Source organism: Streptomyces sp. NPDC006309 (assembly GCF_040613095.1).
GTDB lineage: Bacteria > Actinomycetota > Actinomycetes > Streptomycetales > Streptomycetaceae > Streptomyces.
Map to the genome: position 1 here is coordinate 21,377 of NZ_JBEXRO010000011.1, position 25,806 is coordinate 47,182.

Consider the following 25,806-nt stretch of genomic DNA (forward strand, 5'->3'; position numbering starts at 1 on the left):
AGGTGTCCTCTTTCTCTCAGAACTTCTCAGAGCGAGTTCTCCAGCCGTTCGGCGGGAGGGCGCGGACTCACTCGGCACAGGGGCGCCGGGTGAGCTCGCAGCTTCCAGTCGAGAGGGCTGATCGACTCGCTATGCGGCCAGCGCGGATGGAGCGTTGGCAGGGGTGACGTCCCCCTCCAGCGGGAACTCCATGGAGACGAAGACAGGCTCGATGTGCCGGTCTTCCGGATCGGTGGGGTACGAGTGCAGCAGCATGAACTGGCTGTGCGAGGCGCCTTCGGCATGCGGCAGGTGAAGCTGGATGTAGCGGGCCAGCAACCGGTACCCGGACGCCGTCGTCACGGGGAGCACTTCCGATCCGAAGGCGACCGCCTGGGCAAGGGTGTGCTGGGTCGCGTCGAACAGGGCCTTCGGGCTCCGGTTGCGTGCGTTCCAGGCCAACGCGTACCACGGCCGGTCATGGACGATCGGAACCTCCGTCCACTCGCCGGGTTTGCCGTCCGTGATGTCACGGTAGAGAAGGTGGTTGTCCTTGACCCCGGGGTTCGGTCCGAAGAAGCGCCAGTTCGGGGTCGGTATGCGCACCTTCCCACGGCGCAGGAGCCCGTCGAAGCGCTGCTCGGGGATCTGCGCCGCGGCCGTCGCGACCAGCCATGCGGCGAGCGACGCCGTGACGGCGGCTACCTTCACGCGTTCGGTGTTCACCTTCACGATCACGCCGGCTCCTTCTCTCGTGCCGCCGTACTCGTGGCGACCCGGCGTCCCGTGGTGGACGGCCGCCACGACGGTCCGAGCGGCTCGGAGGGCGGTTCGCCGGCGATCCGCTCCGCCACCTCTTCGGCGTGCTGCCGCACGGCGAGCAGGGACTCGTGATCGGAGCCGTCGACGAAGTGGTGCCGAGCCCGCCCGGAGATGACTGCCAGCCTGGCCTGGATCCCGGCGTGCAGGGTGTTGTCGCCGATGTTGTTCTCCGCCGTGACGACGGTGAGTGGGCAGTCCAAATGCGTCAGTTCCGGATACGTCATCGCGTCCCGGTACTCCCGATGGGCCGTGGCCCATGTACGGGGGGTCGCCAGGAACGCCCGGTAACTCCGGTTGATCTCCGGACGGTACTGCTGGTTCACGTTCATAGCGGGGCGGAAGACCGAGAGACCGGTGGCGGCGAACACCTGTTCCATCAGCATCCGCTGGTGGGACCAACGGTCGACGTCGGTGCGGCGGGCGTGGCGCAGGCTGACCACCTCGGTGGCGTCGATCATGACCACGTGGGTCACGCCCCTCACCGCGTCCGGATGCAGCGACGCGTAGGCCGCGACGAGGTACCCGCCCAGGGAGTGGCCTGCCAGGACGACCGGAAGGTCGGCGATGTACGTGTCGCGCAGCTCCTGCAACAGCTCGAAGTGCGACTCCAGGCCGTAGCGGGTGTCCGGCGTGCTGAGCCCGTAGCCGGGACGATTGAAGCGTACATACCCCATGTCCGCGGGAAGCGCGGCGCAGACCCAGTCCCAGTATTCCTGGGGCGCACCCATACCGTTGTCGAACAGAACGGCGCGCTGTGCCTGCGCAGGGATATGGACGTCCATCTCGACGAGGCTTCCGTCCGGCCTCTCGTGCAGCAGGTAGCGGCGCGCACGCTCGCGTTTACCGGTGCTTCGCGTGACTGCGCCAGTCAGAAGACTGGCGCTGGCCAGTACGGAGATGCCGACGGCAAACTGGCGCTCCAAAGATGCCACATTCCCTCCCCCGTGACATGAAGTGACTGTCCTCCGGAAAGCTAACATGTGATGTCGTGCTCATTTAACGAGTTAATTGACCACCCTTCCCGAACGGGCTCTTCCACGGGGTTGCGGCGGACGTACGCCGGCGCTCCGGCCGTACTTCCTCAACTCCATGTAGAGTTCGCCGATCGTCGCCTTCAGCATGGCGTTCTCTTTGGCCAGCTCGGCCATCCGGGACGCTTCCCCGGTGTCTTTGCCGCCTTCGCCGGCCAGGCCGTTACGACCGCCCTCAATAAACTGCCGACGCCAGTTCGACACCGACTGCTCGGACACCCCTGCTTCCCGCGCGGCTTCCGCCGCTGTCAGTTCACCGCTCATCACTCTGACCACCAGGCCGAGTTTTTTGTCTACCGGAAGTGCTGGCGGACGCCCCACGGACAACTCCCCCTATGACCAACCGCGGCTGCGTGGACTGCGCTCATGGCTTGACGTAGGAGCACATGAACAGGGGCGCCCCTGTGCTGTAAGGGGTGCCGTCCCATCGCGACATACGGGTCTCCGGTTCCAGCCCGGCCGCGCGGGCGTAGCCGTCGACGTCCTCCGGTGTGGTCAGCCGGGTGAGTTCATTGCCCACCCTGGTGGTGCCGTCAGCCTGGTACAGGATGTGCGAGCACTGCCACAGGCCGCCGTCGAGCAGGGTGGAGTGGGTCTGTACACCCGTCCCCGGCTCCGGGTAGGGGACGAAGTACGTGGTGCGGGTCCGGCCCTCGTGCAGTTGCACGATCGCCGGCTTGTTGTGCGTCTCGATCACCAGCCGGCCACCGGGTACCAGCAGGTCGGCCGCGCACTGAACGGCCCGCCGCTGGTCCTCGGGAGTGATCAGGCAGGACAAGGTCGCACACACGCAGTACACCAACCCATAACGGGATTCCGAGGTGTAACTGCGTATGTCCCCGTGCACCGGGGTGACATCCCCGCCGTCCTTCAGCTTGACGCGCAGCGCGTCCAGCATCTCCGGAGAGGAGTCCACGCCGGTCACATGGCCGACGTTCCGGGAGAGCGGAATGGCTATCCGCCCGGTTCCGACACCGAATTCGAGAGTGCCGGCCTTAGGATCAGGGTGACGGGCGTTCAGCCCCTTCACGGCCTCCGCGGTCACCCTGTCGTCCGGGATCAGCCGGTCGTACCAGCCTTCGAACTGCCTGCCATAGCCTATGTCGTCAACGCCGGTTTCCACCGTTGTTCCCCCTCGTGCTGTCCCCACTGCCATACCGATGGGAGCGTCGTGAAGCCGAGGAGCTGAAGACGGGCAAGATGTCAGATGCCGACTACATCGATCGTGGAAAGTCCACAACCGCCCGCGTGGTTGGTCAGACAGCAGCGCGGTAACGCCTCAACGGTGTCTGTGGGGAGACCTCGTTGTCTACACCGTACCAAAGGCGATATGGACTGTCGCATGGATACCTGGCGTTTACATCCTCACATTGCCACCGCATAGCGAGAGTTGACGGCAACCCAGACAGGGCACACCGTATTAGCCGGGACGTCCGCACGCGACCGCGGCCGGACCGGGCGCCAGGTCGGGTATGTCACGTATCCCGAAACTGTGCCGGAGTGCGGAGAGCGCGGCCAGGTAGCCGGACATGCCGTGCACGCTGGGACCCGGCGGGGTGGCCGAGGAGCACAGGTAGACGCCGGGCAGCGGTGTGCGGTAGGGGTCGAAGCGCGGTACGGGCCGCGCGATGCTCTGGTAGAGCGTCATCGCCCCCGAACCTATGTCTCCGCCGACGTAGTTGGGGTTGTAGGCCTCGTACGCGGCGGCGGAGACGGAACGGTGTGAGACGACGGTCTCCCCGAAACCGGGGGCATGGCGCTCGATACGTGCCCGGACCAGGTCGTAGGGGTCGGTGGGGTCGCCGTTCGGCACATGCGCGTACGCCCATACGGGGCGCTTTCCGGGCAGGGCCCGCCCGGGGTCGACCGCCGCAGGGTCCACCACGAGGACGAACGGCTCCCTGGTGCGCACTCTGCGGGCGGTCGCCGTCTCCTGCCGCACCATCTCGGCATGCGTGCCACCCAGATGCACCGTGGTGGCGCGGCCCACGGCCGGGTCGCTCCAGGGGATCGGCTCGGAGACCAGGAAGTCAACCTTGGCGGCGCCCGGTCCGTAGCGGAACCGCTCCACACGGCGCGCGTAGGCACGGGGCAGCCGGCGGCCCGCGAGGGCCAGCAGGCCTTTGGGGCTGGTGTCGAGCAACACCGCACGTGCACCGCTCAGTTCGGCCAGGTCCGCCACGTGGTGTCCGGTGTGGAAGACGCCGCCGTGCGCCGTGATGTCCTCGGCCAGCGCCTGTGCGATACGACCGCTGCCACCGCGCGGCAGCGGCCACCCCGTCCCGTGCGCCAGATGCCCCAGCAGCATGGCCACCGCCGCGGACGCCAGGCTCGGCAGTTTGCCGACCGCGTGCGCGGCGACGCCGGTGAGCAGGGCGGATGCTTCCTCGCCCCGGAAGCGCGCCGCGCCGAGCCCGCTGCCGTGGACCGCTACCCGGTTCGCCAGCAGCAGGGCCGCCACAGGGTCCCGCGGCAGAGCGCGCTGCCCGGAAAGGATGAGGTCGACGACTGCTTCGCTGCGCTCGAGCAGCGGGCCCATCAACCGACGCCAGGCGGGGCCGTCGGCGCCCAGGTGCTCGCAGGTCTGCGCCAGTGAGCGATAGGCCAGGGCTGCACGTCCCCCGTCCAGCGGATGGGCGTAACTGATCTCGGGCTGTAGCAGCTCCACCCCGCGGGCTCCGAGGTCGAACGCGCGGAAGAACGGAGAGGCCGCGGCCATGGGGTGGACGGCGGAGCAGATGTCGTGCACCACGCCGGAGTCGAAGAGCGCTGCGGTGCGCAGACCGCCCCCGATGGTCTCGGCCGCCTCGTGGAGCTCCACGCGCAGACCGGCGCGGGCCAGGACCACGCCCGCCGCGAGGCCGTTGGGCCCGGTTCCCACGATGGCCACATCGGAGGTACTCACCACTGTTCCTCACTCCTGCCGGGTCGAAGCCGCAACGTCTGCTCGCCGAGTCCGGCATACGGCGGCCGGCCGGCTGCGAAGGAGGGCGGGGGCGCCCACGGTGCCCTCTGTTCCGGCGCGGTCAGCGCGGTCACGAAGCCGGGCTCGCGTGCAGTTGCGAGCCGGCCAGGCGCCGGTAGAGCTCGTCGCGCTCCATCAGGTCGTGGTGCACGCCGGTGGCCCGGACTCCGCCCGCCTCCATCACCAGGATCTTGTCAGCGTCGATCACCGTGGAGATCCGATGGGCGATGGCGATGACCGCGCACCGCCGGGAGACCCGACGCAACACGTCGCGGAAGTCCCGCTCCGAGTCGGAGTCCAGGTTGGAGGTGGCTTCGTCCAGCAGCATGATCGCGGGCTGCTGCAACAGCGTACGCGCGATGCACAGGCGCTGGCGCTGACCGCCGGACAATCCGCTGCCCTGGTCACCGAGTTCCGTGTCGAGGCCGTGCGGGAGACGCGCGATCACCGAAGTGAGACCGGCCATCTCCACCGCCTCCCGGATGGCGTCCTCACCGGCGTGGGGATTGGCGTACGTCAGATTCTCCCGGATGGTGCCGCGCATGGCCGCGCTGTCCTGCTGTACGTAGCCCACCAGCCCGCGGACCGTGTCGAGGGGCAGGGACTCGATGTCCTGCCCGCCGAGCAGAATGCGGCCCCCGTCCACCGGGTAGAAGCGTTCGATCAGCTGGAAGGCGGTGGTCTTGCCCGCGCCCGAGGGCCCGACCACCGCTGTCAGCCCACGCGCCGGCACGCTGAACGAGACGCCGTCGAGAACCTGCGTCTTCTCCGCCTGCTTGCCTCGCCGGTAGGAGAAGCGCACGTCGTGGAATTCGACCGCCGGCCGGTGCGGGACCAGCGCTTCGAGGGGGGCGGGGCCCGCCGCACCGGCTGTGCCGTTGCCTTCCTGGGGCAGGCGGGCGAGCTCGTCCACCCTGTGTATGGCGGCTCGGCCCTGGACGAACTGGCCCACCCCCATGAAGAACATCACCAGCGGCGAGACCAGTTGGAACAGATACATGATGAAGGTGGTCAGACTGGCCATGTCCATCTCGTCGCGGGCCACCCAGGACATCCCGACGCCCACGACGACGGCCAAGGCACCCTGCGTGCCGACGTTCATGGACGGCACCAGAAGGGCGTTGTAGCCGTTGACCCGGATGCCCGAACGCCGTGTCCTGTCGGCCAGCGTGCCGATGCGGGCGGCCTCACGAGACTCGGCGCGGGACGCCTTCACCGTGGGCAGAGCGGAGAGCACGCGCTGGATGTCGCTGGCGAACGCGCCGGTGTCGTCCCGGTTCTGCAGGGCTACCTTGCGCAGCTTCCGGGCGAGCGCGATGGAGATGATGCTGGCGGCTCCCAGGCAGCACATGGTGATGACCATCAGCCACAGGTCGATGAGGAACATCAGCACGATGCCGCCTATGACCGTGGCGCCGCTGACGATCAGCTGGGCGAGGCTCTGCGAAAGGGCGATCTTCACAAGTGAGGTATCGGTGACCGCGCGGGTGAAAATATCGCCTTGGGATTCTTTCCCGAATGCGGTGAGATCGGCGCGCAGTAGCCGCCCGACCAAGAGTTGCCGGACGTCGAAGACGATATTCTCCCCGGCTCGCCCGATGGCGTAGGCCTGGAGCGAGGAGAAAAGGGCACCCGCGCAGAAGAGCCCGACGAGCTGTGCGATGGGGCCGGTCATCGGGGCGTCCTCGCCCGCCGCCTGGATCAGTTCCCCGATGGCCCAGGGCTGGGCGAGCGAGGCGCCGACCCCCAGCAGGCCCAGGAGGACGCCTGTGAGCAGCAGCCCGGTGTGCCTCCCGGCGACACTCGCGACCGACCCCGCGCCGTTCGTGGCCCCGACTCCCGGACCCGCGTTCTTCACGTGAACCGCCATGAGCGCTCCCCCCGTTTTGCCGACGGTCACGGCGAATGCGCACGCACCGGAAGGAAGGCCCTGCTGCACGATTCCCGTCGTCAAGACGCCCAAAGCTAACATGCCACGCACGATGTAAAGTTATGGGTTAATTGACCGCTGGGTGGGCGACCGGCGCACTATGGGAAGCCGTATGCGAAGCGGCACAAGTTAATCATTCTCCTTTGTTCGGCGTGTTTTTGGCGGCCACTCGTCAGTCCCGGAACGCCGGCTGTGCGTGCGTCACGCCCGGTGCCGGGCCGCGTTCGCCCGGATGGCGTCACGCAGGTGTTCGGCCATGCCGGGGCGCATGGCGTCGTAGAAGACCTTGAAGCGTTCGTCGCGGACGTACATGTCGCCCAGGCACTCGTGCATCTCGTATCCGCACTCGTAGAACCAGGTGTTCATGTGCCGCCGGTGCTCCTCCGCGAGGTCCATGGCCCGCTCAGCGGCCGGCGGCTCGGCGTCGGCCATCAGGGCGACGTACCGCCGGCTCCACTCGTCGCTCTCGGCCCGCAGCCGCTTCCAGTCCTCCTTCGTGTAGGAGGCGGCCCGGCGCTGCGACTCGGCGTAGGCCTCCGTGCCGCCCCAGCGGGCCTCCACCTCTTCCGCGTACTGCTCGGGGTCGTTGTCCCCGAAGACCTCGAACTTCTCCTCCGGCGTCAGGCTGATGCCCATGCTGCGTGCCTCCATGGCGTGCTCCACGGCCGCGGCCATCCTCTGCAACGTCTCGATCCGGGCGGTCAGCAGGTCGTGCTGGCGGCGCAGGTGCGCGCGCGGGTCCGTATCCGGGTCGTCGAGCAGGGCCGCGACCTCCTCGAGCGGAAAGCCCAGCTCCCGGTAGAACAGGATCTGCTGGAGCCGGTCGAGGTCGGTGTCGTCGTAGCGCCGGTGGCCGGCGTACGTCCGGTCGCCGGGTACGAGCAGGCCGATCTCGTCGTAGTGGTGCAGGGTGCGCACCGTGACCCCGGCGAACCCCGCGACCTGTCCCACGGAGTAGCTCACTTTCCGCTCCTTGTCGTCGGTACGTCTCCACGCTGAGGCCTCACGTCGCGTGAGGTGCAAGCCGGTGCATGTCCAGGATGTTGGGTGCGATTTGTCCGCTTATGGTGAGCGGGTGGCCCAGGAGACGACGCAGCAGGCGCCTCGGAGCGCCCCCACCGCCCCGGCACGGGCCCTGCTGCCGTTCATCCTGCCCGCCGTCGCCGTGGGCGTGGCCGCGAGCCTGATCTTCGTCGGGGTGAGCACGGCGGCGGAGCGGCTCCAGCACGTGCTGTGGGGCCCCCTGCCGGACGCGCTCGGCGTGGGCCGCTACTCGGTGCTCTGGATGTTCGTCATGCTCGTGGCGGCCGGCATCGCCGTCGGGCTGGTGGTCTGGAAAGTGCCCGGGCACGCCGGGCCCGACCCGGCCACCCTCGGCCTCGACGCCACCGTCATGCGGCCGGGGGTGCTGCCCGGGCTGGTGCTGGCGACCGCGCTGATGCTGGCCGGCGGCCCCAGCCTCGGCCCGGAGAACCCGATCATCGCCGTGAACGTGGGCCTCGCGGCCTGGCTCGGCGGGCGCCTGCTGCCCCGGGCGCCGGACGCCCTGTGGCCGGTGCTCGCGGAGTCGGCGACGATCGGCGCGCTGTTCGGCACGCCCGTGGCGGCGGCGCTGGTGATCTCGGAGGCGCTGGCGGGGCGGCCGATGCGGGGACGGCTGTGGGACAACCTGTTCGCGCCGCTGACGGCCGGCGCGTGCGGGGCCATGACGACCACCCTGGTGGCCCGGCCGACCTTCGATCTCGGGCTGCCGCCGATGGGCCGCCCGCACGCCGGGGACCTGCTGGCGGCCCTCGTGATCGCGCCCGTGTCCGCGCTGCTCGGCATGGGCGCCGTGTACGCCTTCCCGTACGTCCACGCGGGCTTCCGGCGGCTGCGGCACCCGATGCTGATGCTGCCGGCCGGCGGGGCCGTGCTCGGGGCCCTGGCGGCCGTGGGCGGCCATCTGACGCTGTTCAAGGGGCTGTCGGAGGTCGGGCAGCTGGCCCGTGACCCCGGGGGCTGGTCGGCCGGGCAGTTCGCGACGATGACCGTGGTCAAGCTGGCCGCGCTGCTGGTCGCCGCGTCCTGCGGCTTCCGTGGCGGCCGCATCTTCCCCGCCGTCTTCGTGGGCACCGCCCTGGGCCTGTGCGCCCACGCGCTCGTCCCGGCCGTGCATCCCTCGGTGGGCGTGGCGACCGGTGTCCTGGGCATGCTGCTGGCCATCACCCGGCAAGGCTGGGTGAGCCTGTTCACCGCCGCCGTCCTGGTCGCGTCGCCCGCGATCATCGCCCTGCTGACCATCGCCTCACTGCCGGCCTGGCTGCTGGTGACGGGCCGCCCGCAGATGCAGCTGCGCGAGGACGGCACTCCGCTCCGTTGACCCCCTCCCTCTCCCATCCCCCGGAGGCACACCCATGGCTCTGCACAAAGGTCCCCAGAAGCACACGGAACGCCCGATGTCGGTCAACCCGTTCTTCGGGGAGGCGAACCCGGTCGGCGGCATGACCGAGGCCCCGCCCACGCACCGGCTCCCGGACGCCCCCCTGCCGCCGGCGACGGCGTACCAGCTGGTGCACGACGAGCTGATGCTGGACGGCAACTCCCGGCTGAACCTGGCGACCTTCGTCACCACCTGGATGGAGCCGCAGGCCGGGGTGCTGATGGCGGAGTGCCGCGACAAGAACATGATCGACAAGGACGAGTACCCGCGCACGGCCGAGCTGGAGCGGCGCTGCGTGGCGATGCTGGCCGACCTGTGGCACGCGCCGGACCCGGCGGCCGTCGTCGGATGTTCGACGACCGGTTCCAGCGAGGCGTGCATGCTCGCCGGGATGGCGCTGAAGCGGCGCTGGATGAAGCGGAACGCCGACCGGTATCCGGGCGCGCGGCCCAATCTGGTGATGGGTGTCAACGTCCAGGTGTGCTGGGACAAGTTCTGCGCCTTCTGGGAGGTGGAGGCCCGGCAGGTGCCCATGGAGGGCGACCGGTTCCACCTGGACCCGCAGGCCGCCGCCGAGCTGTGCGACGAGAACACCATCGGGGTCGTCGGCATCCTCGGCTCGACCTTCGACGGTTCCTACGAGCCGGTCGCCGAGCTGTGCGCCGCCCTGGACGCCCTCCAGGAGCGCACCGGGCTGGACGTGCCGGTGCACGTGGACGGGGCCTCGGGTGCCATGGTCGCGCCCTTCCTGGACGAGGACCTGGTGTGGGACTTCCGCCTTCCGCGCGTGGCCTCCATCAACGCCTCGGGCCACAAGTACGGTCTGGTGTACCCCGGGGTCGGCTGGGCGCTGTGGCGGGACAAGGAGGCGCTGCCCGAGGAACTGGTCTTCCGGGTGAACTACCTGGGCGGCGAGATGCCCACCTTCGCGCTGAACTTCTCCCGGCCCGGCGCCCAGGTGGCCGCGCAGTACTACACGTTCCTGCGGCTGGGCCGCGAGGGCTACCGCGCGGTGCAGCAGTCGACGCGGGACGTGGCGCGGTCGCTCTCCGGCCGGATCGAGGCGATGGGCGACTTCCGGCTGCTCACGCGCGGGGACGAGCTGCCGGTGTTCGCGTTCACCACGACCGACGACGTCACGGCGTACGACGTCTTCGACGTCTCCCGGCGGCTGCGCGAGAGCGGCTGGCTGGTGCCCGCGTACACCTTCCCCGCCAACCGGGAGGACCTGTCCGTGCTGCGGATCGTGTGCCGCAACGGCTTCTCCCACGACCTGGCCGACCTGTTCGTGGCCGACCTGGCCCGCCTGCTGCCCGAACTCCGCCGGCAGCAGGCCCCCCTGGCCCGGAACAAGGAGGCGGCCACCGGATTCCACCACTAGGCCGTGGCGTCAAACGACACGACCTAGCGCCATCGGCCGGACTCGGTCAGCGGCCGTCCTGTGGATGCCGCTCCCCCGTGGCGTACGGGTTCTCCTGGCCCTCGGTGAGCACGCCGACAAGGGGAAGCCGGTGGCCGCCGAACGGATGTCCGTCTTGTGGTCGTAGGAGGACCGCTCGTGCGCGCCCCGGTACTCCAGGTCGTCGCCGACCTGGTGACCGTGGGCCCGCCCGTGCCGGCGGACCGCGCCCAGCACGAGAAGACGGATCGCCGGCACGCGACCAGGTCATGGCCGTACGTCCACCCGCCCGCGGGCCGCGGCGGTCAGGCCTCCTGCGCCAGGGCCACCAGCTCGAACGCGGTCCTCCCGTCCAGCGACTCGCGGATGACGTCGGCGTGGCCGGCGTGCCGGGCCGTCTCACGGATCAGATGCAGGCACAGCCAGCGCAGCGAGACCCGTCCCTCCGGCGGGAACCAGGGGTCGGGCGGCAGCGGGAAGGTGTCGTCCAGGCTCGGCGCGGAGCGGATGAACGCCTCCGTCCCGGCGGCGACCCGCTCCCAGTACGCCAGCTGTGAGGCGACCGTCTCGTCCCCGATCAGCTGGAAGGTCTCGTTCCAGTTCGACGCGTCGCGCCGCACCGCCGGCGGTTCCTGCCGGGCCAGGGCGATCCAGGACTGCTCGACCTCGACGACGTGCTTCAGCAGGCCGCCGAGGGACAGCTCGCTGGCGCTGGGGCGGGAGCGGGCCTGCTCCTCCGTCAGCCCCAGCAGGGACCGGCGGATGCCGCCGCGCTGTTCCTCGATGAACGCGAGCAGTGCCCCGCGCTCGTCGCCCTTCGCCTCCGCCGCCACATGCGTGACCATGACCGACCGCCTCTCATCGGGTCCTTCTGCCTGACACCGATGACGCTACGAGCCATTGAGGTCAGTTCCTGTCCTAAAGGGCCCGCGGCCGTGAAACCGAGTGGCCCTAGAACGGGAAGCCGCTGCGCCCGTGCTGCACCGAGATCCACTTGACCGTGGTGAACGCCTCCAGCGTGGTCTCGCCGTTGAGGCGGCCGATGCCGGAGTGCTTCTCACCGCCGAAGGGCACGAGCGGCTCGTCGTGGACGGTGCCGTCGTTCACGTGGAACATGCCGGTGTCGATCCGCTTGGCGAAGGCCACGCCCCGCTCGATGTCACCCGTGTGCACGGCGCCGCTGAGGCCGTACGGGGTGTCGTTGACGATCCGCACCGCCTCCTCCTCGCCGTCGAAGGGGATGAGGAAGACGACCGGGCCGAAGACCTCCTGCTGGAGCAGGGCGGAGTCGGCGGGGACGCCGGTGAGCACGCTGGGCTCGACCAGGTTGCCGGTCGTGGTGCCGTGCACCAGGGCGGTGGCGCCCTCGGCGAGCGCCTGCTCGACGGTGCCCGCGAGGGCGCCCGCCTGCGCGGAGTTGATCACCGGGCCGATGACGGTCCGCGGGTCGCGCGGGTCACCGACCTTGAGGGTTTTGACCTTGGCGACGAACTTCTCGGTGAACTCGTCGGCGACGGAACGGTCCACGAGGACCCGGTTGGCGGCCATGCAGACCTGGCCCTGGTGCACGAACCGGCTGAAGACCGCCGCGTCCACCGCGTAGTCGAGGTCGGCGTCGTCCAGCACCACCAGTGCGCTGTTGCCGCCGAGTTCGAGGACGGAGCGCTTGAAGTTCGCGGCGCAGACGGTGGCGACGTGCCGGCCGACCTTGTCCGAGCCGGTGAAGGAGATCACCTTCGGGACCGGGTGCTCGATGAACGCGTCACCGATTTCGGCGATGTCGGTGACGACCACGTTGAGCAGGCCGCCGGGCAGCCCGGCCTCCTCGAAGATCTTCGCGATGAGGGTGCCGCCGGCGATGGGGGTGTTCTGGTGCGGCTTGAGCACCACGGCGTTGCCGAGCGCGAGGGCCGGGGCGACCGACTTCAGCGACAGCAGGAAGGGGAAGTTGAACGGGCTGATCACACCGACGACGCCGACCGGCACGCGGTAGACGCGGTTCTCCTTGCCGTCGGCCGGTGAGGGCAGGATCTTGCCCTCGGGGCGCAGCGCGAGGTGGACCGACTCCCGCAGGAACTCCTTGGCGAGGTGCAGTTCGAAGCCGGCCTTCACGCGCGTGCCGCCCAGCTCCGCGATGATCAGGTCGGCAATCTCCTGCTCGCGGTCCTCTATCAGCCTCAGCGCCCGCTCGAACACCGAGCGCCGGGTGTAGGGGTTGGTCGCGGCCCACTCCTTCTGGGCGCGGGCGGCGGCCCGGTATGCCTCGTCCACCTCGTCGACCGTGGCCACCGTGATCGAGGCCAGCTTCTCGTCGTCGTAGGGGTTGAAGTCGATGACGTCCCAGGAGCCGGTACCCGGGCGCCACTCGCCGCCGATGTACTGCTGGGCCAGGTCGGTGAAGTAGGACGACATGTGATCCCTCAATCGCTAGCGGACACCAGATCTACGCCATGTCTGATCGGTCGTCATGGTACTGGCGATGCAAGGGAGTTGGGCGGGGTCAGGACAGCTGGAGGAGGCCGCGGAGCAGGTCCCGGCTCTCGGCCGGTCCGGGGCTGTCCTGCTGCAGCTCCTTCAGTGCCTGCTCGTACTGGCCGACGTCCTCACGCTTGTCCAGGTAGAGGGCACTGGTCAGCTGCTCGAGGTAGACCACGTCGGACAGGTCCGCGTCGGGGAAGCTGAGGATGGTGAAGGCACCGCTCTCGCCGGAGTGGCCGCCGAAGCTGAACGGCATGACCTGGAGCCGTACGTTGGGGCGTGCGGAGATGTCGATCAGGTGCTGGAGCTGGCCGCGCATCACCTCGCGGTCGCCATAGGGGCGGCGCAGGGCGGCCTCGTCCAGGACGATGTGGAACTCGGGGGCGTTGTCGGAGAGCAGGTACTTCTGCCGCTCCAGGCGCAGCGCGACCCGCCGCTCCACGTCGGCGGCGCTCGCGCCCTTCATGCCGCGCCGGACCACCGCGCGGGCGTACTCCTCGGTCTGGAGCAGGCCGTGCACGAACTGCACCTCGTAGACGCGGATCAGCGAGGCGGCGCCCTCCAGGCCCACATAGGTGGGGAACCAGGTCGGCAGGACGTCGGTGTAGCTGTGCCACCAGCCCGCCACGTTGGCCTCCCGGGCGAGGGAGAGCAGCGACTCGCGCTCCGACTCGTCCGTGATGCCGTAGAGCGTCAGCAGGTCCTCCACGTCCCTGGTCTTGAAGCTCACCCGGCCCAGCTCCATCCGGCTGATCTTCGACTCGGAGGCGCGGATCGAGTATCCCGCCGCCTCGCGCGTGATCCCCCGTGCTTCACGCAGTCGCCTGAGTTGCGAGCCGAGCAGCATCCGCCGCACCACCGATCCGGGCTCTCCCGCGCTCACGTTCGCCAGCCTCCCCAACCGTCTCCAGAGGCCGAAGTCTGCCACTAAAACACTTCGAGCAGTACTCGTCCGGTTACGGAAACGGAAAGACCTCGGCCGTCGTGGCGGGGTCCGGAGGGGGAGAGGTCGGGACCTCTGACGGAAACCGCGGGGAACCGTCGGGTAGATGGCAGAAAAAATGGCCAAGAAGTGGTACGGGCAGCCCCATTTCGGTCACGTGCACGTGCATCTGCCCTTGCATCTGCTCTACGCATCCGAAACCATGGGTGCCGCGCCACCGCTGCATCGCAACGACCGCGAACAACCGGGAGTGCCTCGCATGGGGACGAATGGATCGACCATGCTCAAGCCGTTACGGCAGGGCCTTCCGCCGTTGGACCCCGCGGCCGTGTCCGATGCCGCCTCCTGCGTCCTGCCCGCCCGGTACGAGGCGGTGCGCGAGGCCCGGCGGTTCACCCGAGACACCCTCGACCCGTGGGACGTCGGCGAGCGCTTCGACGACATATGCCTGGTCGTCTCCGAACTCGTCACCAACGCCATGCGCCACGCGCTGCCGGCCGACCAGCGCCGCGGCGAGGGGTGCGGCCCGTCCGTGCGGCTGCACCTTCTGCGCTGGACCGAGCGGCTCGTGTGCGCGGTGCGCGACCCCAGCCACGAGACGCCCGTCCCGCGCGACTCGGAGGACTTCTCCGCCGAGTCGGGCCGCGGGCTGTTCCTGGTCGACTCCTTTGCCGACAGCTGGGGCTGGCACCCGCTCGCGGGCACCCTCGACGGCAAAGTGGTCTGGGCGATGTTCCGCCTCAAAGCGGCCGGCTGATCCGGTACGGCACCGACGGCCGCCCGCTGTCTACGCGCGTCAGCGCATCACCTGGGCGCACCCGCCCCTCCGACATCGTTGCCAACGGGCCGTCGCGCGCGGGGCCGGCGTCAACTGCCCACCAGATGGTCGAACTCGCCGTCCTTGACGCCGAGGAGCATCGCCTCGATCTCCGCACGCGTGTAGACGAGCGCCGGCCCGTCAGGGAAGCGCGAGTTGCGGACGGCGACCTCGCCGCCCGGCAGTCTCGCGAACTCCACGCAGGAACCCTGCGAATTACTGTGCCTGCTCTTCTGCCAGGCCACTCCGTCCAGCTGCGTGGCAGCCATGCCGTTGTACACGTCGTACCCCCCGTACACGTTGTCAACGTCGCGGTCCACAGGTCGCTCCCCGGTGGTGCACTGGCTGATGTGGCCATAGATGCTGTAGTCAACTGACCCGGATCATAACTCTGTTCACGTGCAAACGCATGAGCAGATGCACGTGCACGCGGAGTGGTCCCGCGATTACGGTCTTGACGCCTGCTTTACCGGAGCCGGTCCGCCGCCTGCCCAGGAGCAGACAGGCCGGTCCGGGTCCGGCTCCACCCATGACGGCGCGTGCCGTCTTCGGGCCGAACCGTCCGGATCGAACCCCCGTGCACAAGGAAGAGACGCGTAGCGAGCCCTTACTGTTCCAGGGTTCAGGTGACGGTCCGGCCGGCGGGGTGCCGCGCCGGATCCCGGGCGGTCGAGGAGGGTCGCGCGAACCGGACCCGCGCCCAGGGGCCATGATGCACAGGCACCGTCACCACCACGTGGACAGGGACCTGCTCATGCGCGTCATTCCGCTCACCGTCACCGCCTTCACCGCCGCCCTCCTGCTCACCGCCTGCGACGGCGGCGGGAACGACACCGGGGGCGGCGCCGGCTCGGCCTGCGCGATCGGCGGGGTCTCCGTACAGATCGGATCGGCGAGCGTGGCTCCTGCGGCGGGAGACAGCGGCGAGGTCCCCGTCAGCATCACCAACCACAGCGCTCCCTGCACGCTGGAGCACTTCGCGGGTGCCGTGCTGAAAACCGGCACCGCGCAGGCCGCCGTGCCCCCGCTCAAGGGCGCGAAGGCGCAGAAGCTGAAGCTCGCCAAGGGCGACTCCGCGTCCTTCTCGATCAGTTACGTGCGCGGCAAGGACGGCGACAAGAACACCCTGGCGGTCAGGACGGTGCGGATCAGCCTGCCCGGATCCGGCACCACACGGTCCTTCCCGTGGTCGTACGGCCCCGTCGCCGGCCGGGGCAGCGGCGGCGGCCCGGACGCCTCCGTCAGCGCTTTCCAGCAGGTCGGCGACTGATGGTCAGCCGATCCGGCGGCGGGCTCTGACCTGCGCCCGGTCCGCCGCGCGGGCACCCTCGGTCCAGCCCGCGGCGTCGTTCACCCCGCGCAGCCGGGTGGTCGTGGTCTGCGGGAACATGCGCTCCAGCCGGCCGGTGACGGCTATCTCGCGCGTGGCCAGCACCGGCAGCAGGTCCCGGGTCACCTGGGTCTCCGCCGCGGCCGCGAGCCGGTCGCCCACGCGGTGCGCGTAGGCCGCGAGGAACGACTGCCGGAACGACTTGGTCCGCTTGCGGCCGCCGGCCCGCTGCGCCGCCTCGGCCTCGGTCATGGCGTGCGTGGCCTGCACCAGCAGCGAGGTGTAGAGCAGCTCGACCGCCTCCAGGTCCCCCTCGAAGCCGACGACCGTGGAGAAGCCGAGTGGTTCGTTCCACACCGCGCGGCAGTGGTTCGCGGTGGCCACCGCGTCCAGCAGGATCGCCTTGGCCTGCTCGTACGGCGGGTCGACGCCGATGCGGCAGGCGCCGGGCGCGTCCGGGGCGGGCGCCTCGGCGGCGAGCAGCGCCTCGTCGACGCTGTGCCGGGCCATCAGCTCCTGCGCCTTGGCGCTGAGCGCCTCCGCCTCCTCGGGGAAGCCGGTCGCCTCGGCCTTGGCGAGCAGCGCGCGGATGCGGCTCAGCATGCGGGAGGCACCGGGACCGGGGGCCCGGCGGGACTCGTCCTCCAGGGGCTCCAGCGAGGGCAGGCGCAGCAGCAGGCGGTACAGCTCCAGGACGGCGGTGGCCTGCGAGAACCGGTCGGCCCCGGGCACGGAGCCCTCGGCCAGGGCCTCCAGCTGGGCGGCCCAGCGGCGCCCGCGCGGCCGGTCCCGCCCGGCCTGGGCCCGGATCAGCGTGGCGGCCAGGCGCACATGTACGTCGTCCAGCTCGCGCCGCACCAGCCGCACGACGTCGGCGGGCTGCCAGCCGCGCTGCCAGGCCGACGCCACGAAGTCCTCGCCACGCCGCGCGACCTCGGCGTCCGCGGCGGGGTCGGCGGCGAGCAGGGAGGCGGCCGTGTCGAGTCCGGCGTCGGTGTCGTCGTAGAGGGCGGCGCGGAAGGCCCGCTCGACGGTGCTGGCGGTGCTGGTCACACTGCCGATCGTGCCATGCGGCACCGACAGCCGGGGCCGGCCGTCCACACCCTGTGGACAACTGTCCGCGCGGATCGGCACGGAAGGCCGGGGCCGGTACCGGAATCATGGCGACCGGGCCGGCGTCTCGCCCGATGCAACTCCGCCATGCGCGGGGGCGGGGGTGGAACGGGGGCACGGCGGCGACTGTCAACCTTCCGTTGACAGCCCCCGGGTGACAACCTACGGTTGACACATGGCGACCAACCCGAACTTCACGGCATCCGTGCGCCTCGACGACCTCATCGAGGCCATCAAGAAGGTGCACACCGAGCCCCTCGACCAGCTCCAGGACGCGATGCTCGCCGCCGATCACCTCGGTGACGTGGCCGACCACCTGATCGGGCACTTCGTCGACCAGGCCCGCCGCTCCGGAGCGTCCTGGACCGACATCGGCCAGAGCATGGGCGTGACCCGGCAGGCGGCACAGAAGCGGTTCGTGTCGAAGGAGTCCGCCACCCTCGACCCCACCCAGGGCTTCAGCCGCTACACCCCGCGCGCGCGGAACGTGGTCATGGCCGCCCACAGCGAAGCGGTGGCCGCGCGCAATCCCGAGGGCCGCCCCGAACACCTCGTCCTGGGGCTGCTGGGCGAGCCGGAAGGCCTGGCCGCGAAGGCGATCACCGCACAGGGCGTCCAGCCGGACTCCGTACGCCGGGCCGCGACCGCCGCGCTGCCGCCCGCCGCGGACGACGTCCCGGACCTGATCCCCTACGGCCCCGATGCCAAGAAGGCCCTGGAACTCACCTTCCGCGAGGCGCTGCGGCTCGGCCACAACTACATCGGCACCGAGCACATCCTGCTGGCACTGCTGGAGCAGGAGAACGGCCAGGGCGTTCTCAGCGGCCTCGGCATCACCAAGGCGGGAACCGAGGAGTACGTCGGCGAGGTGCTGGCCCTGCTGCTGGAGCAGCGGGAGGAAGGGAGGAAGGAGCGGGAGGAGCGGGAGGAGTAGGCGGCGGCTGCGGAGAGGGCCGCGGAGGAGGGACCGCAGGTCAGGGTCGTTGTCAGACCCTCCTGCCACACTCACGTTCATGACCGACCGGTGGGCGCTCGCACCGGCCGAGGACGGTGGCGTGGACGTCGCCCCCCTCGGCCCGGAAGGGCTGCCCGCCGGGCCGGTGCGGCGGGAGAGCGATCTCGCCGGGGCGGTGCGGAGCCGCCCGGAGGTGACGCGCTGGGTGTGGCGGTCGACCGCCGAGGTCTACCCGCGTCTGCTCGCCACGGGGGTGCGAGTGGAACGGTGCTACGACATCGAGGACGCCGAGACACTCCTGCTGGGCCACGAGGGCCGGTCCGGCGAGCCACGCTCGGCCGCCGCCGCCCTGGCCCGCCTCCGCGGCGGACCCGTACCGCCCGATCCGCCGCAGCGCGCGGCCGTACCGGGCGCCCAGTCCCCCTTGTTCGAGCCCGCCGGCACCCGCCTGCCCCTGCCGGACCTGCTCGCTGTCCACGCCGAGCAGCTGCGGCGGCACGGCAGGACGGCCCACCCCGACCGGATGCTGCTGCTGACCGCAGCCGAGTCGGCCGGGATGCTGGTGGCCGCCGAGATGAACCACGCCGGTCTGCCCTGGAGCGCCGGCGTCCACCGGGAACTGCTGCACTCCCTGCTCGGCGAGCGGTACGCGGGCGGCGGCGAGCCGCGCCGCCTCGCCGAACTCGCCGACGAGGTGTCCGCCGCCTTCGGCCGCCGGGTACGGCCGGACCTGCCCGCCGACGTGGTCAAGGCCTTCGCGCAGGCCGGGATCAAGGTGAGGTCCACCCGCCGCTGGGAGCTCCGGTCCGTCGACCACCCGGCCGTCGAGCCCCTGCTGGAGTACAAGAAGCTGTACCGCATCTGGGTGGCCCACGGATGGTCCTGGCTCCAGGACTGGGTGCGCGACGGCCGCTTCCGTCCCGAGTTCCTCGCCGGCGGCACGGTCACCGGACGCTGGGTGACCAACGGCGGGGGTGCCCTCCAGATCCCCAAGGTCATCCGCCGGGCCGTGATCGCCGACCCCGGCTGGCGGCTGGTGGTGGCCGACGCCGACCAGATGGAGCCGCGCGTGCTGGCCGCCATCTCCCGCGACCCCGGCCTGATGGAGGTGGCCGGCCGCGCGAGCGACCTCTACCAGGCCGTCTCCGACCGCGCCTTCTCCGGCGACCGGAACCAGGCCAAGCTCGCCGTCCTCGGCGCGGTCTACGGCCAGACCTCCGGTGACGGACTGAAGAACCTGGCCGCGCTGCGCCGCCGCTTCCCGAAGGCCGTCGCCTACGTCGACGACGCCGCCCGCGCGGGCGAGGAGGGCCGGCTGGTGCGCACCTGGCTGGGCCGCACCTGCCCGCCGGCCGCCGGGTCGGGCGAGGACGCGGCGGAGGAGGCGGGCATCCCGGCCGGCGAGGACGACACCGAGGCGCAGCCCGACGGCCGTACCGGCTGGACTCCCGGCCACGTCTCCGGCAACTCCCGCGCGCGGGGCCGCTTCGCGCGCAACTTCGTCGTCCAGGGCAGCGCCGCCGACTGGGCCCTGCTGCTGCTCGCCGCGCTGCGCCGCGCCTGCGCGCCGCTCCGGGCGGAGCTGGTCTTCTTCCAGCACGACGAGGTGATCGTGCACTGCCCCGCCGAGGAGACCGACACCGTCGTCCGGGCCATCCGCGAGTCCGCCGACCTCGCCGGCCGGCTGACCTTCGGCGAGACACCGGTGCGGTTCCCGTTCACGACGGCGGTGGTGGATTGCTATGCCGACGCGAAATGAACGGGGCCACGGAACGGCCGGGGGCTGTCACTGTGCGGGGCGGGTGGCCCGCAGTTGTCACTGCGGGGCGGGTGGCCCGGCGTTCAGCAGGGCCGTCAGCTCGGCCAGGACCGCATGCTCGTCCGTGCCGTCCAGCGCGTCGAGTGCCGCACGCCAGGCGTCGCACGCCTCCGGCCACCGCCCCTCCCCGCACAGCAGCAGCCCGTGCTGGTGCAGAGCGAGGCCGCCCGTGTAGCGGTCGGCGCGGGCCTCGGCGCGGCGCAGCAGCTCGGCGCACTCACCGGCCGCCCGCCCGGTGTCCCCGAGCTGCCGCAGCGCCCGGACCAGGCCGAGGCGGGTCTGCGACTCCCCGTGCCAGTCGCCGTGGCCGCCCAGGATGCGCAGGCTCTCCTCGAAGTGCCGCGCGGCGGCGGCCGGTTCACCGAGCGTGAGGTGGGCGTAGCCGATGTTGCAGTGCGCCGAGTGCTGCACGATGACCGCGCCGATCGCGTCCCCGATGGCCAGCGAGCGCCGGTGCTGCTCGATGGCGGCGCGCGGGTCGGTGTGCTCGTAAAGGTTGCCCAGATGGCTGTGGGTGACGGCCTCGCCGTAGGAGTCGTTCAGCAGCCGGGAGTACGTGAGGCTCTGCCGCAGCGCCTCCCCCGACTCCTCGAACCGGCCGAGCCCCTCCAGCAGCAGTCCGCGGTTGTTCAGGCAGCGCCGGATGCGGGAGGCGGTGCCGAGCCGCTGCCAGATCTCCAGGGCCTGGTCGGTGAGGGTGAGGGCCTCGTTCTGCCGGCCGGTCAGGAAGTGCAGGCCCGCGAGGTCGCCGAGCGCGTACGCCTCGGCCGCCGGATCCGCGAGCCGCCGCGCGGCGGCGAGCGCTGCCCGCCCCAGTACCTCCATCTCGGCGACCCGGCCGCTGCGCTGCACATAGGGGAAGAGCAGCCGTACGAGCACCGAGAGCGCGGCGGCCGTGCGCGCGTCCTGCGTTCCGGCGTTCCGCTCCACCAGCGCGACGACGTTCTCCAGCTCCATCTCGCCCCAGGCGTAGGCCTCCTCGGCCGACTCGAAGGACGCCAGGGCCGCCACGTCCGCCGCGTGCTCCACCGGCTGCGCACCGGTCGGCCGCCGCCGGTCGTCCTGGTCGAGCCCCGGTTCCACGACGGCCGTCAGCACCCGCTCCGCCACGGCGGCGTACCACCGCAGTGCGGTGCGATCGGGGCCGGCGGTGTCCTCAGGGGCGGCCACGGCGGGTGCGGGGCACGTACTCGCGCCCGGCCCGGCGGCGGGGACCACGGGAACACCTGGGCCGGGCCGGCCGGGGCCGGGCCGGCCGACAGCGGTGCGGCCTGTTGCCGGTCGGCCTGAAGCGGGGGTCGTTTCTCCGTCGGCACCCGTGCCGACGGTGCCGGCCGTATCCGCAGTGGCCGCAGCGTCGGCCGTGACCGGCGTGCCGGCCGTGCCCGCCGTGGCCGCCGTGCCGGCCGTGTCAGCCGTGTCAGCCGTAACCGCCGTAACCGCCGTGACCGCCGTGTCCGCCGTGTCGGCCATGTCGGCCATGTCGGCCGTGACCGCCGTGGCGCGCACAGAGTCTCCGGCCCCCTCGGCACCCGCGGCGGCCGTATCGGGAGCGGAGTTCTCGGGTGCGTCGGCGCCTGCGGGCGGGGTGGGGTTCTCGGCCGCGTGCGGAGTCTCGGCGGGGCGAGCGGCCGGGGGTGGGGCGAGGCCGGCGGGGGTGGCGGCGTCGGCCAGTTCGCGGGCGAAGTCGCGGACCAGGTCGTGAGGGGTGTAGCGGCCGTACGCCGTCTCCTCCAGGAGGGCGACGTCGACCAGGCGGTCCAGGGCGGCCTCGGCGCGGCGCTCGTCGGTGCCGGTGAGGCGGGCGACGAGCGGGGCGCCGTAGGTGGGCAGGTCGAGGGCGCCGATGTGGCGCAGGGCGAGGGCCGCGTCCCGGTCGGCCTCACGCTCGGCGGCGGCGAGCGCGTCGTGGGCGACGGCCAGGGAGCGCCGGACACTCAGGTCGTCGTACTCCAGATGGTGCAACCGCCCGCCCGTGTCGGCCAGTTGGCTCGCCAGGACATCGGGGGTGAGGGCGCGCCGGGCGGCGAGCCGGGCCGCGACCACGCGCAGCGCCAGCGGTAGCCGGCCGGTCAGTTCGACCAGGGCGTGCCCGGCGTCCAGCCCCTCCCGTCCGCTCACGGCGCGCAGCAGGGCGGCGCTGTCCTCGCCGGTCAGCGGGGTGAGCGGGAAGCGCCGGGCGCCGTCGAGCGCGGTCAGCGGCGAGCGGCTGGTGACGATCACCGCGCAGCCGGGCCCGGCCGGGAGGAGGGGCCGTACCTGGGCCGCGTTGGCCGCGTCGTCCAGTACCAGCAGGAGGTGCGCCGGTGCGAGCAGCGAGCGGAGCAGGGCGGCTGCGGCGTCGGGGTGTTCGGGGATGTTGCGCGGCTCGGCACCGAGGTCCCGCAGCAGCGCGGCGAGCGCCTGCGCGGCGGTCAGCGGGGTCACCCCGGGGGTGGCGCCGTGCAGGTTGACGTACAGCTGGCCGTCAGCGAAACGTTCCCTCAGCTCATGGGCGACATGGAGCGCCAGCGCGCTCTTGCCGACGCCCGCCATGCCGCTGATCACGGCCACGGCGGGCGCCGGGGCGGGCGGCTCGGTCAGCGCGTGACGCAGCGCGCGGCACACGTCGGCACGCCCGGTGAAGTGCGCCGGAGGGGCCGGGAGCTGCGCCGGACGCGGGGTCTGCCGCGCATCCGGCCCGTCACCGTCGCACGGTGCGGCGCAAGCCGAAGGGGCCGCGTCCCCCTTGCCGACGGCGCTCACCCGGCCGTCTTCGTCCGGCCGGCGCCCGTCACCACCGTTCGGGCCGGGACCGCCGTGCTCGCCATCCTCCCGCCGCCACCCCTCGTCGTCGCTCCCCCGCAGCACCTCGACATGCGCCTCGCGGACCGCCTGGCCGGGTTCGATCCCGAGTTCCTCCACCAGGCGGGCGCGCAGGTCACGGTGGACGGCGAGGGCCTCGGCCTGCCGGCCGGTGCGGTGCAGGGCGAGCATCAGCTGACGGTGGTAGACCTCGCGCAGTGGATGCTCCGCGACCAGGGCCGCCAGCTCCGGCACGAGCGCCGCCAGCCGCGCTCCCCCGACGGCGAGTTCGGCGTCGTACCGCCATTCCAGCAGGAACAGCCGGGCTTCTTCGAGGCGCTGCACGAGGGCGTAGCCGCCGAGGTCGGCGGGGAGTCCGCTGAGCGGGGTGCCGCGCCACAGCGCGAGCCCGGTGGTGCAGGCGCGGACGACGCCCGGCCAGTCACGCCGGGCGTGCGCGGCCCGCGCCTCCGCGACCAGGGCGTCGAAGACGTGCACGTCCAGCTCGCCGTGGTCGACCCGCAGCAGGTACCCCGGCGGTACGGCCCTGAGCCGCTCCGGGTCGTCCAGGAGGCGGCGCAGCCGGGTGACGTGGTTGTGCAGGGAGGCCTTCGCGGAGACGGGCGGCGCGCCGCCCCACAGCGCGTCCTTCAGCGATTGGACCGAGACGACCCGCCCGGGCTCCAGCAGCAACGCGGCGAGCAGGGCGCGGACTTTGGGACTGCCGATGGGGCGGACACCGTGGTCGGCGGCGTCGTCGGGGGACGCCGGGTGCGCGGGCGTGTCCGCTCGGCCGGATTCCCGGGACGCCGGGGAGGCGGCGTCCGCCATTCCGTCCGGCGGTCGGTCGTAGAGGACCGGTGGCCCCAGCAGCCCGAAGCGCAGCTCGCACCGCCGCATCACGCCGCTTCACTGCCTTTCCGCGCGGTCGGGGCCGACCGTGCACCGCGACGGGCGTGTGCCCGCCGTTGTCTGGCGGATTTCCGCCCTGTCCACAACGGTTTCCCGCCGCCTTCCGTCCGCCGGTCCGGTTCGGAACGCCCGTGCATGCGGGCCGCGTCCGTTGCCGCCGGGCGACTTCCGGCCAGTCGGCTCGCCAACCCCCGACGAACCGTTGGCCACATGTTAGCGATCCGTTGGCGAATCCTGATGTGATCATTCCATCGGGTCCGGCCCGACGGCGCGCGCGTATGTCGCGTAACTCGGGGGAGTGTCGCCGCAGGCCGGGTCCGGGGACGAACAGGGCCCCGGCCGTCGGAGGTGAACGACCGGGGCCCCGTCCCGCTTCCCGCTTCCCTACGGCCCGGTCCGCTTGCTGGTACCCGGCAGCGCCTCCCGGCACCGGTGCCGGCGCGCATCACCGGCGGGACGCCCGAGCCGGCCGAGTCGCCGCGTGGGCCGCCGACGCACCGCCCGCCACCCACCGGCCGGTCCCCGCAGCCCCTCACCACCCCGATCCGGCCGCACCGCACCGCGCCGGCCCCCGAAAGACCGAAGCTCGGACACGATCCGACCTGGGGCTTCGGTGGAGCTTGCGAACGGCAGCGGCCTGCCGTCCTTGCCGACGGCGCCGGTGAGCAGTTCGGGCAGGCCGTCGGTCCGGCGCCGGATCATCCTGGCGAGCGGGTCGCCGTCGACGCACGCCTCGCATGCGTGCCGCGCGGGGAAAGGGAAGGTCCCGCAGTCGGGGTCTGTGCGCCACGAGGGGACGGACACAGGCCGACCGGTACCCCCGTCGGCTCGCGCCGGGATACTGGCCGCCGCGGCAGGCCGCGGTCAGCCGCCGGCGCGCGTACCCGGGGCGCGGGGGGAGCGTACGCGTCAGGCGTCGTCGCCGAGGCGGGCCCTGAGGCGGCGGTTCTCCTCCTCCAGGGCGGCGAGCCGGGCGCGTACCGGATCGAGTGCGGCACCGAGCTCGGCTTCCGAGTAACGGGGCGTGATGTGCTGGTGGCAGTTCCAGTTGAACCCCTCGACCCGGATGACCATCAGGCGTTCCAGGTGGCCGGGGGTGCGCCGGGCGGAGAGTCGCTCGGTGAGGGCCGGGTCGTCCTCCAGCGGCCGGACGGAGGCCCGGCCGAAGATCTTCAGTCGGCGCTGCTGCGGGTAGTCCATCAGGAACAGCGCCACGCGCCCGTCCGCCCGGACGTTCCCCGTGGTGATGTACTGGCGGTTGCCGCGCACGTCGGCGTAGCCGATCGTCCGCTCGTCCAGGACGTGGAGGAAGCCGGGCGCGCCTCCCCTGAACTGGACGTACGGCCAGCCGGTCTCGCTGACGCTGGCGAGGTAGAAGCCGTCGCGGGACTCGATGAAGTCGGCCTCGTCCGCCGTCAGCGGTTCGGGGGCGTCTCCCTGCATGAGCCGGCGACCGGCTGCCGCCGCGCTTCCCTGCTCACTTTGCACCTGGCGCACCGAATCGGTGTACGCCAGGTGGGCGTAGCGACCCATCCGACCTCCTGAAGTCCGGCTCGTTGGCGGCTGTCCGCTCTGCGTCGCTCGTCGCGGGGTGGTGGTCCTGCCCCCGCCGGGTCATCCGGCGTGCTGTCGCCGCTCCTGCGGTGTGGAGGCCGTCAGGACCGACGTCAGCAGGCCGGGGAAGCGGCGTTCGAGTTCGTCCCTGCGCAGTCTGCTCAGCCGGGAGTTGCCCACCAGCCGGGTCGCGACGACGCCGCTCTCCCGCAGCGTGCGCAGGTGGTGGGAGACGGTGGAACGCTTGACGGGGACGTCGAGGGTGGTGCAGGAACCCTCGCCCGCGCTGTCGAGCAACCGGACGATCTGCAGGCGGACGGGGTCGGCCAGGGCCTGTAGGACCGTACCGATGTCGACCTCGTCGAGGTCGGGTTCCGGCAGCCAGGTGTCCTTCGTGTCGCGCATCGCGGCCTCCATGGTGATCGCCTCCGACGATACACATCACATCGCCCACCGGTCCGCGGAAGAGTCGATGCACGTCAGTAGTTACGATCAGGATCGACCTATACTACGATGCCCATCGTAAAGGACGGCATCTATCGGAACAGGAGCA

21 protein-coding genes and 1 pseudogene are annotated in these 25,806 nt (G+C 71.5%); 6 read left to right on the plus strand and 16 right to left on the minus strand.

Going from position 1 to position 25,806, the window contains the following annotated elements; translation table 11 throughout:
• Positions 1-129 precede the first annotated feature (129 nt).
• The 7 genes from ABZ117_RS16570 to ABZ117_RS16600 form a co-directional block, all read right to left on the minus strand.
• Entirely contained in the window at positions 130-717 is a 588-nt protein-coding gene (locus ABZ117_RS16570; RefSeq protein WP_356821325.1) for a hypothetical protein, read from the minus strand.
• Positions 714-1,583 (minus strand): alpha/beta hydrolase, encoded by an 870-nt coding sequence (locus ABZ117_RS16575; RefSeq protein WP_356821327.1) that lies wholly within the window; start codon positions 1,581-1,583, stop codon positions 714-716. Before ABZ117_RS16575 ends, ABZ117_RS16570 begins: the two co-directional genes overlap by 4 nt.
• A gap of 222 nt (positions 1,584-1,805) precedes the next feature.
• Complete coding sequence (locus ABZ117_RS16580; RefSeq protein WP_356821329.1) at positions 1,806-2,153, minus strand: helix-turn-helix domain-containing protein; 348 nt, start codon at positions 2,151-2,153, stop codon at positions 1,806-1,808.
• A gap of 43 nt (positions 2,154-2,196) precedes the next feature.
• Entirely contained in the window at positions 2,197-2,955 is a 759-nt protein-coding gene (locus ABZ117_RS16585; protein ID WP_356821331.1) for a class I SAM-dependent methyltransferase, read from the minus strand.
• A 297-nt stretch (positions 2,956-3,252) separates the two neighbouring features.
• Positions 3,253-4,737, minus strand: coding sequence for an NAD(P)/FAD-dependent oxidoreductase (locus ABZ117_RS16590; protein ID WP_356821333.1), 1,485 nt, complete (start codon positions 4,735-4,737; stop codon positions 3,253-3,255).
• A gap of 130 nt (positions 4,738-4,867) precedes the next feature.
• Positions 4,868-6,751, minus strand: coding sequence for an ABC transporter ATP-binding protein (locus tag ABZ117_RS16595; RefSeq protein WP_356821335.1), 1,884 nt, complete (start codon positions 6,749-6,751; stop codon positions 4,868-4,870).
• Between the two features lie 177 nt (positions 6,752-6,928).
• Positions 6,929-7,690 carry a MerR family transcriptional regulator gene (locus ABZ117_RS16600; RefSeq protein ID WP_356821337.1) on the minus strand — a complete coding sequence of 254 codons (762 nt, stop codon included), beginning with the start codon at positions 7,688-7,690 and terminating at the stop codon, positions 6,929-6,931.
• A gap of 112 nt (positions 7,691-7,802) precedes the next feature.
• On the opposite strand from ABZ117_RS16600, the gene ABZ117_RS16605 reads away from it, so the two are divergent.
• On the plus strand, positions 7,803-9,089 hold the full coding sequence (locus ABZ117_RS16605) for an ion channel protein (RefSeq protein WP_356821339.1): 1,287 nt from the start codon (positions 7,803-7,805) through the stop codon (positions 9,087-9,089).
• A 34-nt stretch (positions 9,090-9,123) separates the two neighbouring features.
• Positions 9,124-10,530 (plus strand): glutamate decarboxylase, encoded by a 1,407-nt coding sequence (locus tag ABZ117_RS16610; protein WP_356821340.1) that lies wholly within the window; start codon positions 9,124-9,126, stop codon positions 10,528-10,530.
• Positions 10,531-10,695: 165 nt separating this feature from the next.
• Here ABZ117_RS16610 and ABZ117_RS16615 read toward each other — a convergent pair.
• The 4 genes and pseudogenes from ABZ117_RS16615 to ABZ117_RS16630 form a co-directional block, all read right to left on the minus strand.
• Positions 10,696-10,806: pseudogene (locus ABZ117_RS16615) on the minus strand (PadR family transcriptional regulator); the annotation flags it as partial.
• Between the two features lie 47 nt (positions 10,807-10,853).
• The gene (locus ABZ117_RS16620) at positions 10,854-11,393 is read right to left on the minus strand and encodes a DinB family protein (protein WP_356821342.1); all 540 of its coding nucleotides are present in this window, start codon (positions 11,391-11,393) and stop codon (positions 10,854-10,856) included.
• Between the two features lie 106 nt (positions 11,394-11,499).
• A complete protein-coding gene (locus tag ABZ117_RS16625; RefSeq protein WP_356821344.1) occupies positions 11,500-12,960 on the minus strand; it encodes an aldehyde dehydrogenase family protein in 1,461 nt (486 codons plus the stop codon).
• Positions 12,961-13,048: 88 nt separating this feature from the next.
• Positions 13,049-13,873 (minus strand): helix-turn-helix transcriptional regulator, encoded by an 825-nt coding sequence (locus tag ABZ117_RS16630; RefSeq protein ID WP_356821618.1) that lies wholly within the window; start codon positions 13,871-13,873, stop codon positions 13,049-13,051.
• A 376-nt stretch (positions 13,874-14,249) separates the two neighbouring features.
• Between ABZ117_RS16630 and ABZ117_RS16635 the strand changes: the two genes are divergently transcribed.
• Positions 14,250-14,726, plus strand: coding sequence for an ATP-binding protein (locus tag ABZ117_RS16635; RefSeq protein ID WP_356821346.1), 477 nt, complete (start codon positions 14,250-14,252; stop codon positions 14,724-14,726).
• Positions 14,727-14,836: 110 nt separating this feature from the next.
• On the opposite strand, the gene ABZ117_RS16640 is transcribed toward ABZ117_RS16635, so the two are convergent.
• Positions 14,837-15,055 (minus strand): DUF397 domain-containing protein, encoded by a 219-nt coding sequence (locus ABZ117_RS16640; RefSeq protein WP_121791093.1) that lies wholly within the window; start codon positions 15,053-15,055, stop codon positions 14,837-14,839.
• Between the two features lie 485 nt (positions 15,056-15,540).
• Between ABZ117_RS16640 and ABZ117_RS16645 the strand changes: the two genes are divergently transcribed.
• A complete protein-coding gene (locus ABZ117_RS16645; protein WP_356821348.1) occupies positions 15,541-16,056 on the plus strand; it encodes a DUF4232 domain-containing protein in 516 nt (171 codons plus the stop codon).
• Between the two features lie 3 nt (positions 16,057-16,059).
• On the opposite strand, the gene ABZ117_RS16650 is transcribed toward ABZ117_RS16645, so the two are convergent.
• Positions 16,060-17,169 carry a DUF2786 domain-containing protein gene (locus ABZ117_RS16650; protein WP_356821350.1) on the minus strand — a complete coding sequence of 370 codons (1,110 nt, stop codon included), beginning with the start codon at positions 17,167-17,169 and terminating at the stop codon, positions 16,060-16,062.
• A gap of 235 nt (positions 17,170-17,404) precedes the next feature.
• Between ABZ117_RS16650 and ABZ117_RS16655 the strand changes: the two genes are divergently transcribed.
• Both ABZ117_RS16655 and ABZ117_RS16660 read left to right on the plus strand, forming a co-directional pair.
• Positions 17,405-18,163 (plus strand): Clp protease N-terminal domain-containing protein, encoded by a 759-nt coding sequence (locus ABZ117_RS16655; RefSeq protein ID WP_356821351.1) that lies wholly within the window; start codon positions 17,405-17,407, stop codon positions 18,161-18,163.
• 79 nt (positions 18,164-18,242) lie between these two features.
• Positions 18,243-19,943, plus strand: a complete 1,701-nt coding sequence (locus ABZ117_RS16660; protein ID WP_356821353.1) for a bifunctional 3'-5' exonuclease/DNA polymerase — start codon at positions 18,243-18,245, stop codon at positions 19,941-19,943.
• Positions 19,944-20,000: 57 nt separating this feature from the next.
• On the opposite strand, the gene ABZ117_RS16665 is transcribed toward ABZ117_RS16660, so the two are convergent.
• The 3 genes from ABZ117_RS16665 to ABZ117_RS16675 all read right to left on the minus strand — a co-directional run bounded on the left by ABZ117_RS16665 (position 20,001) and on the right by ABZ117_RS16675 (position 25,658).
• Positions 20,001-23,687, minus strand: coding sequence for a BTAD domain-containing putative transcriptional regulator (locus ABZ117_RS16665; protein ID WP_356821355.1), 3,687 nt, complete (start codon positions 23,685-23,687; stop codon positions 20,001-20,003).
• A gap of 921 nt (positions 23,688-24,608) precedes the next feature.
• Positions 24,609-25,142, minus strand: coding sequence for a pyridoxamine 5'-phosphate oxidase family protein (locus ABZ117_RS16670; RefSeq protein WP_356821357.1), 534 nt, complete (start codon positions 25,140-25,142; stop codon positions 24,609-24,611).
• Positions 25,143-25,313: 171 nt separating this feature from the next.
• On the minus strand, positions 25,314-25,658 hold the full coding sequence (locus ABZ117_RS16675; RefSeq protein WP_356821359.1) for a metalloregulator ArsR/SmtB family transcription factor: 345 nt from the start codon (positions 25,656-25,658) through the stop codon (positions 25,314-25,316).
• Positions 25,659-25,806: the final 148 nt, after the last annotated feature.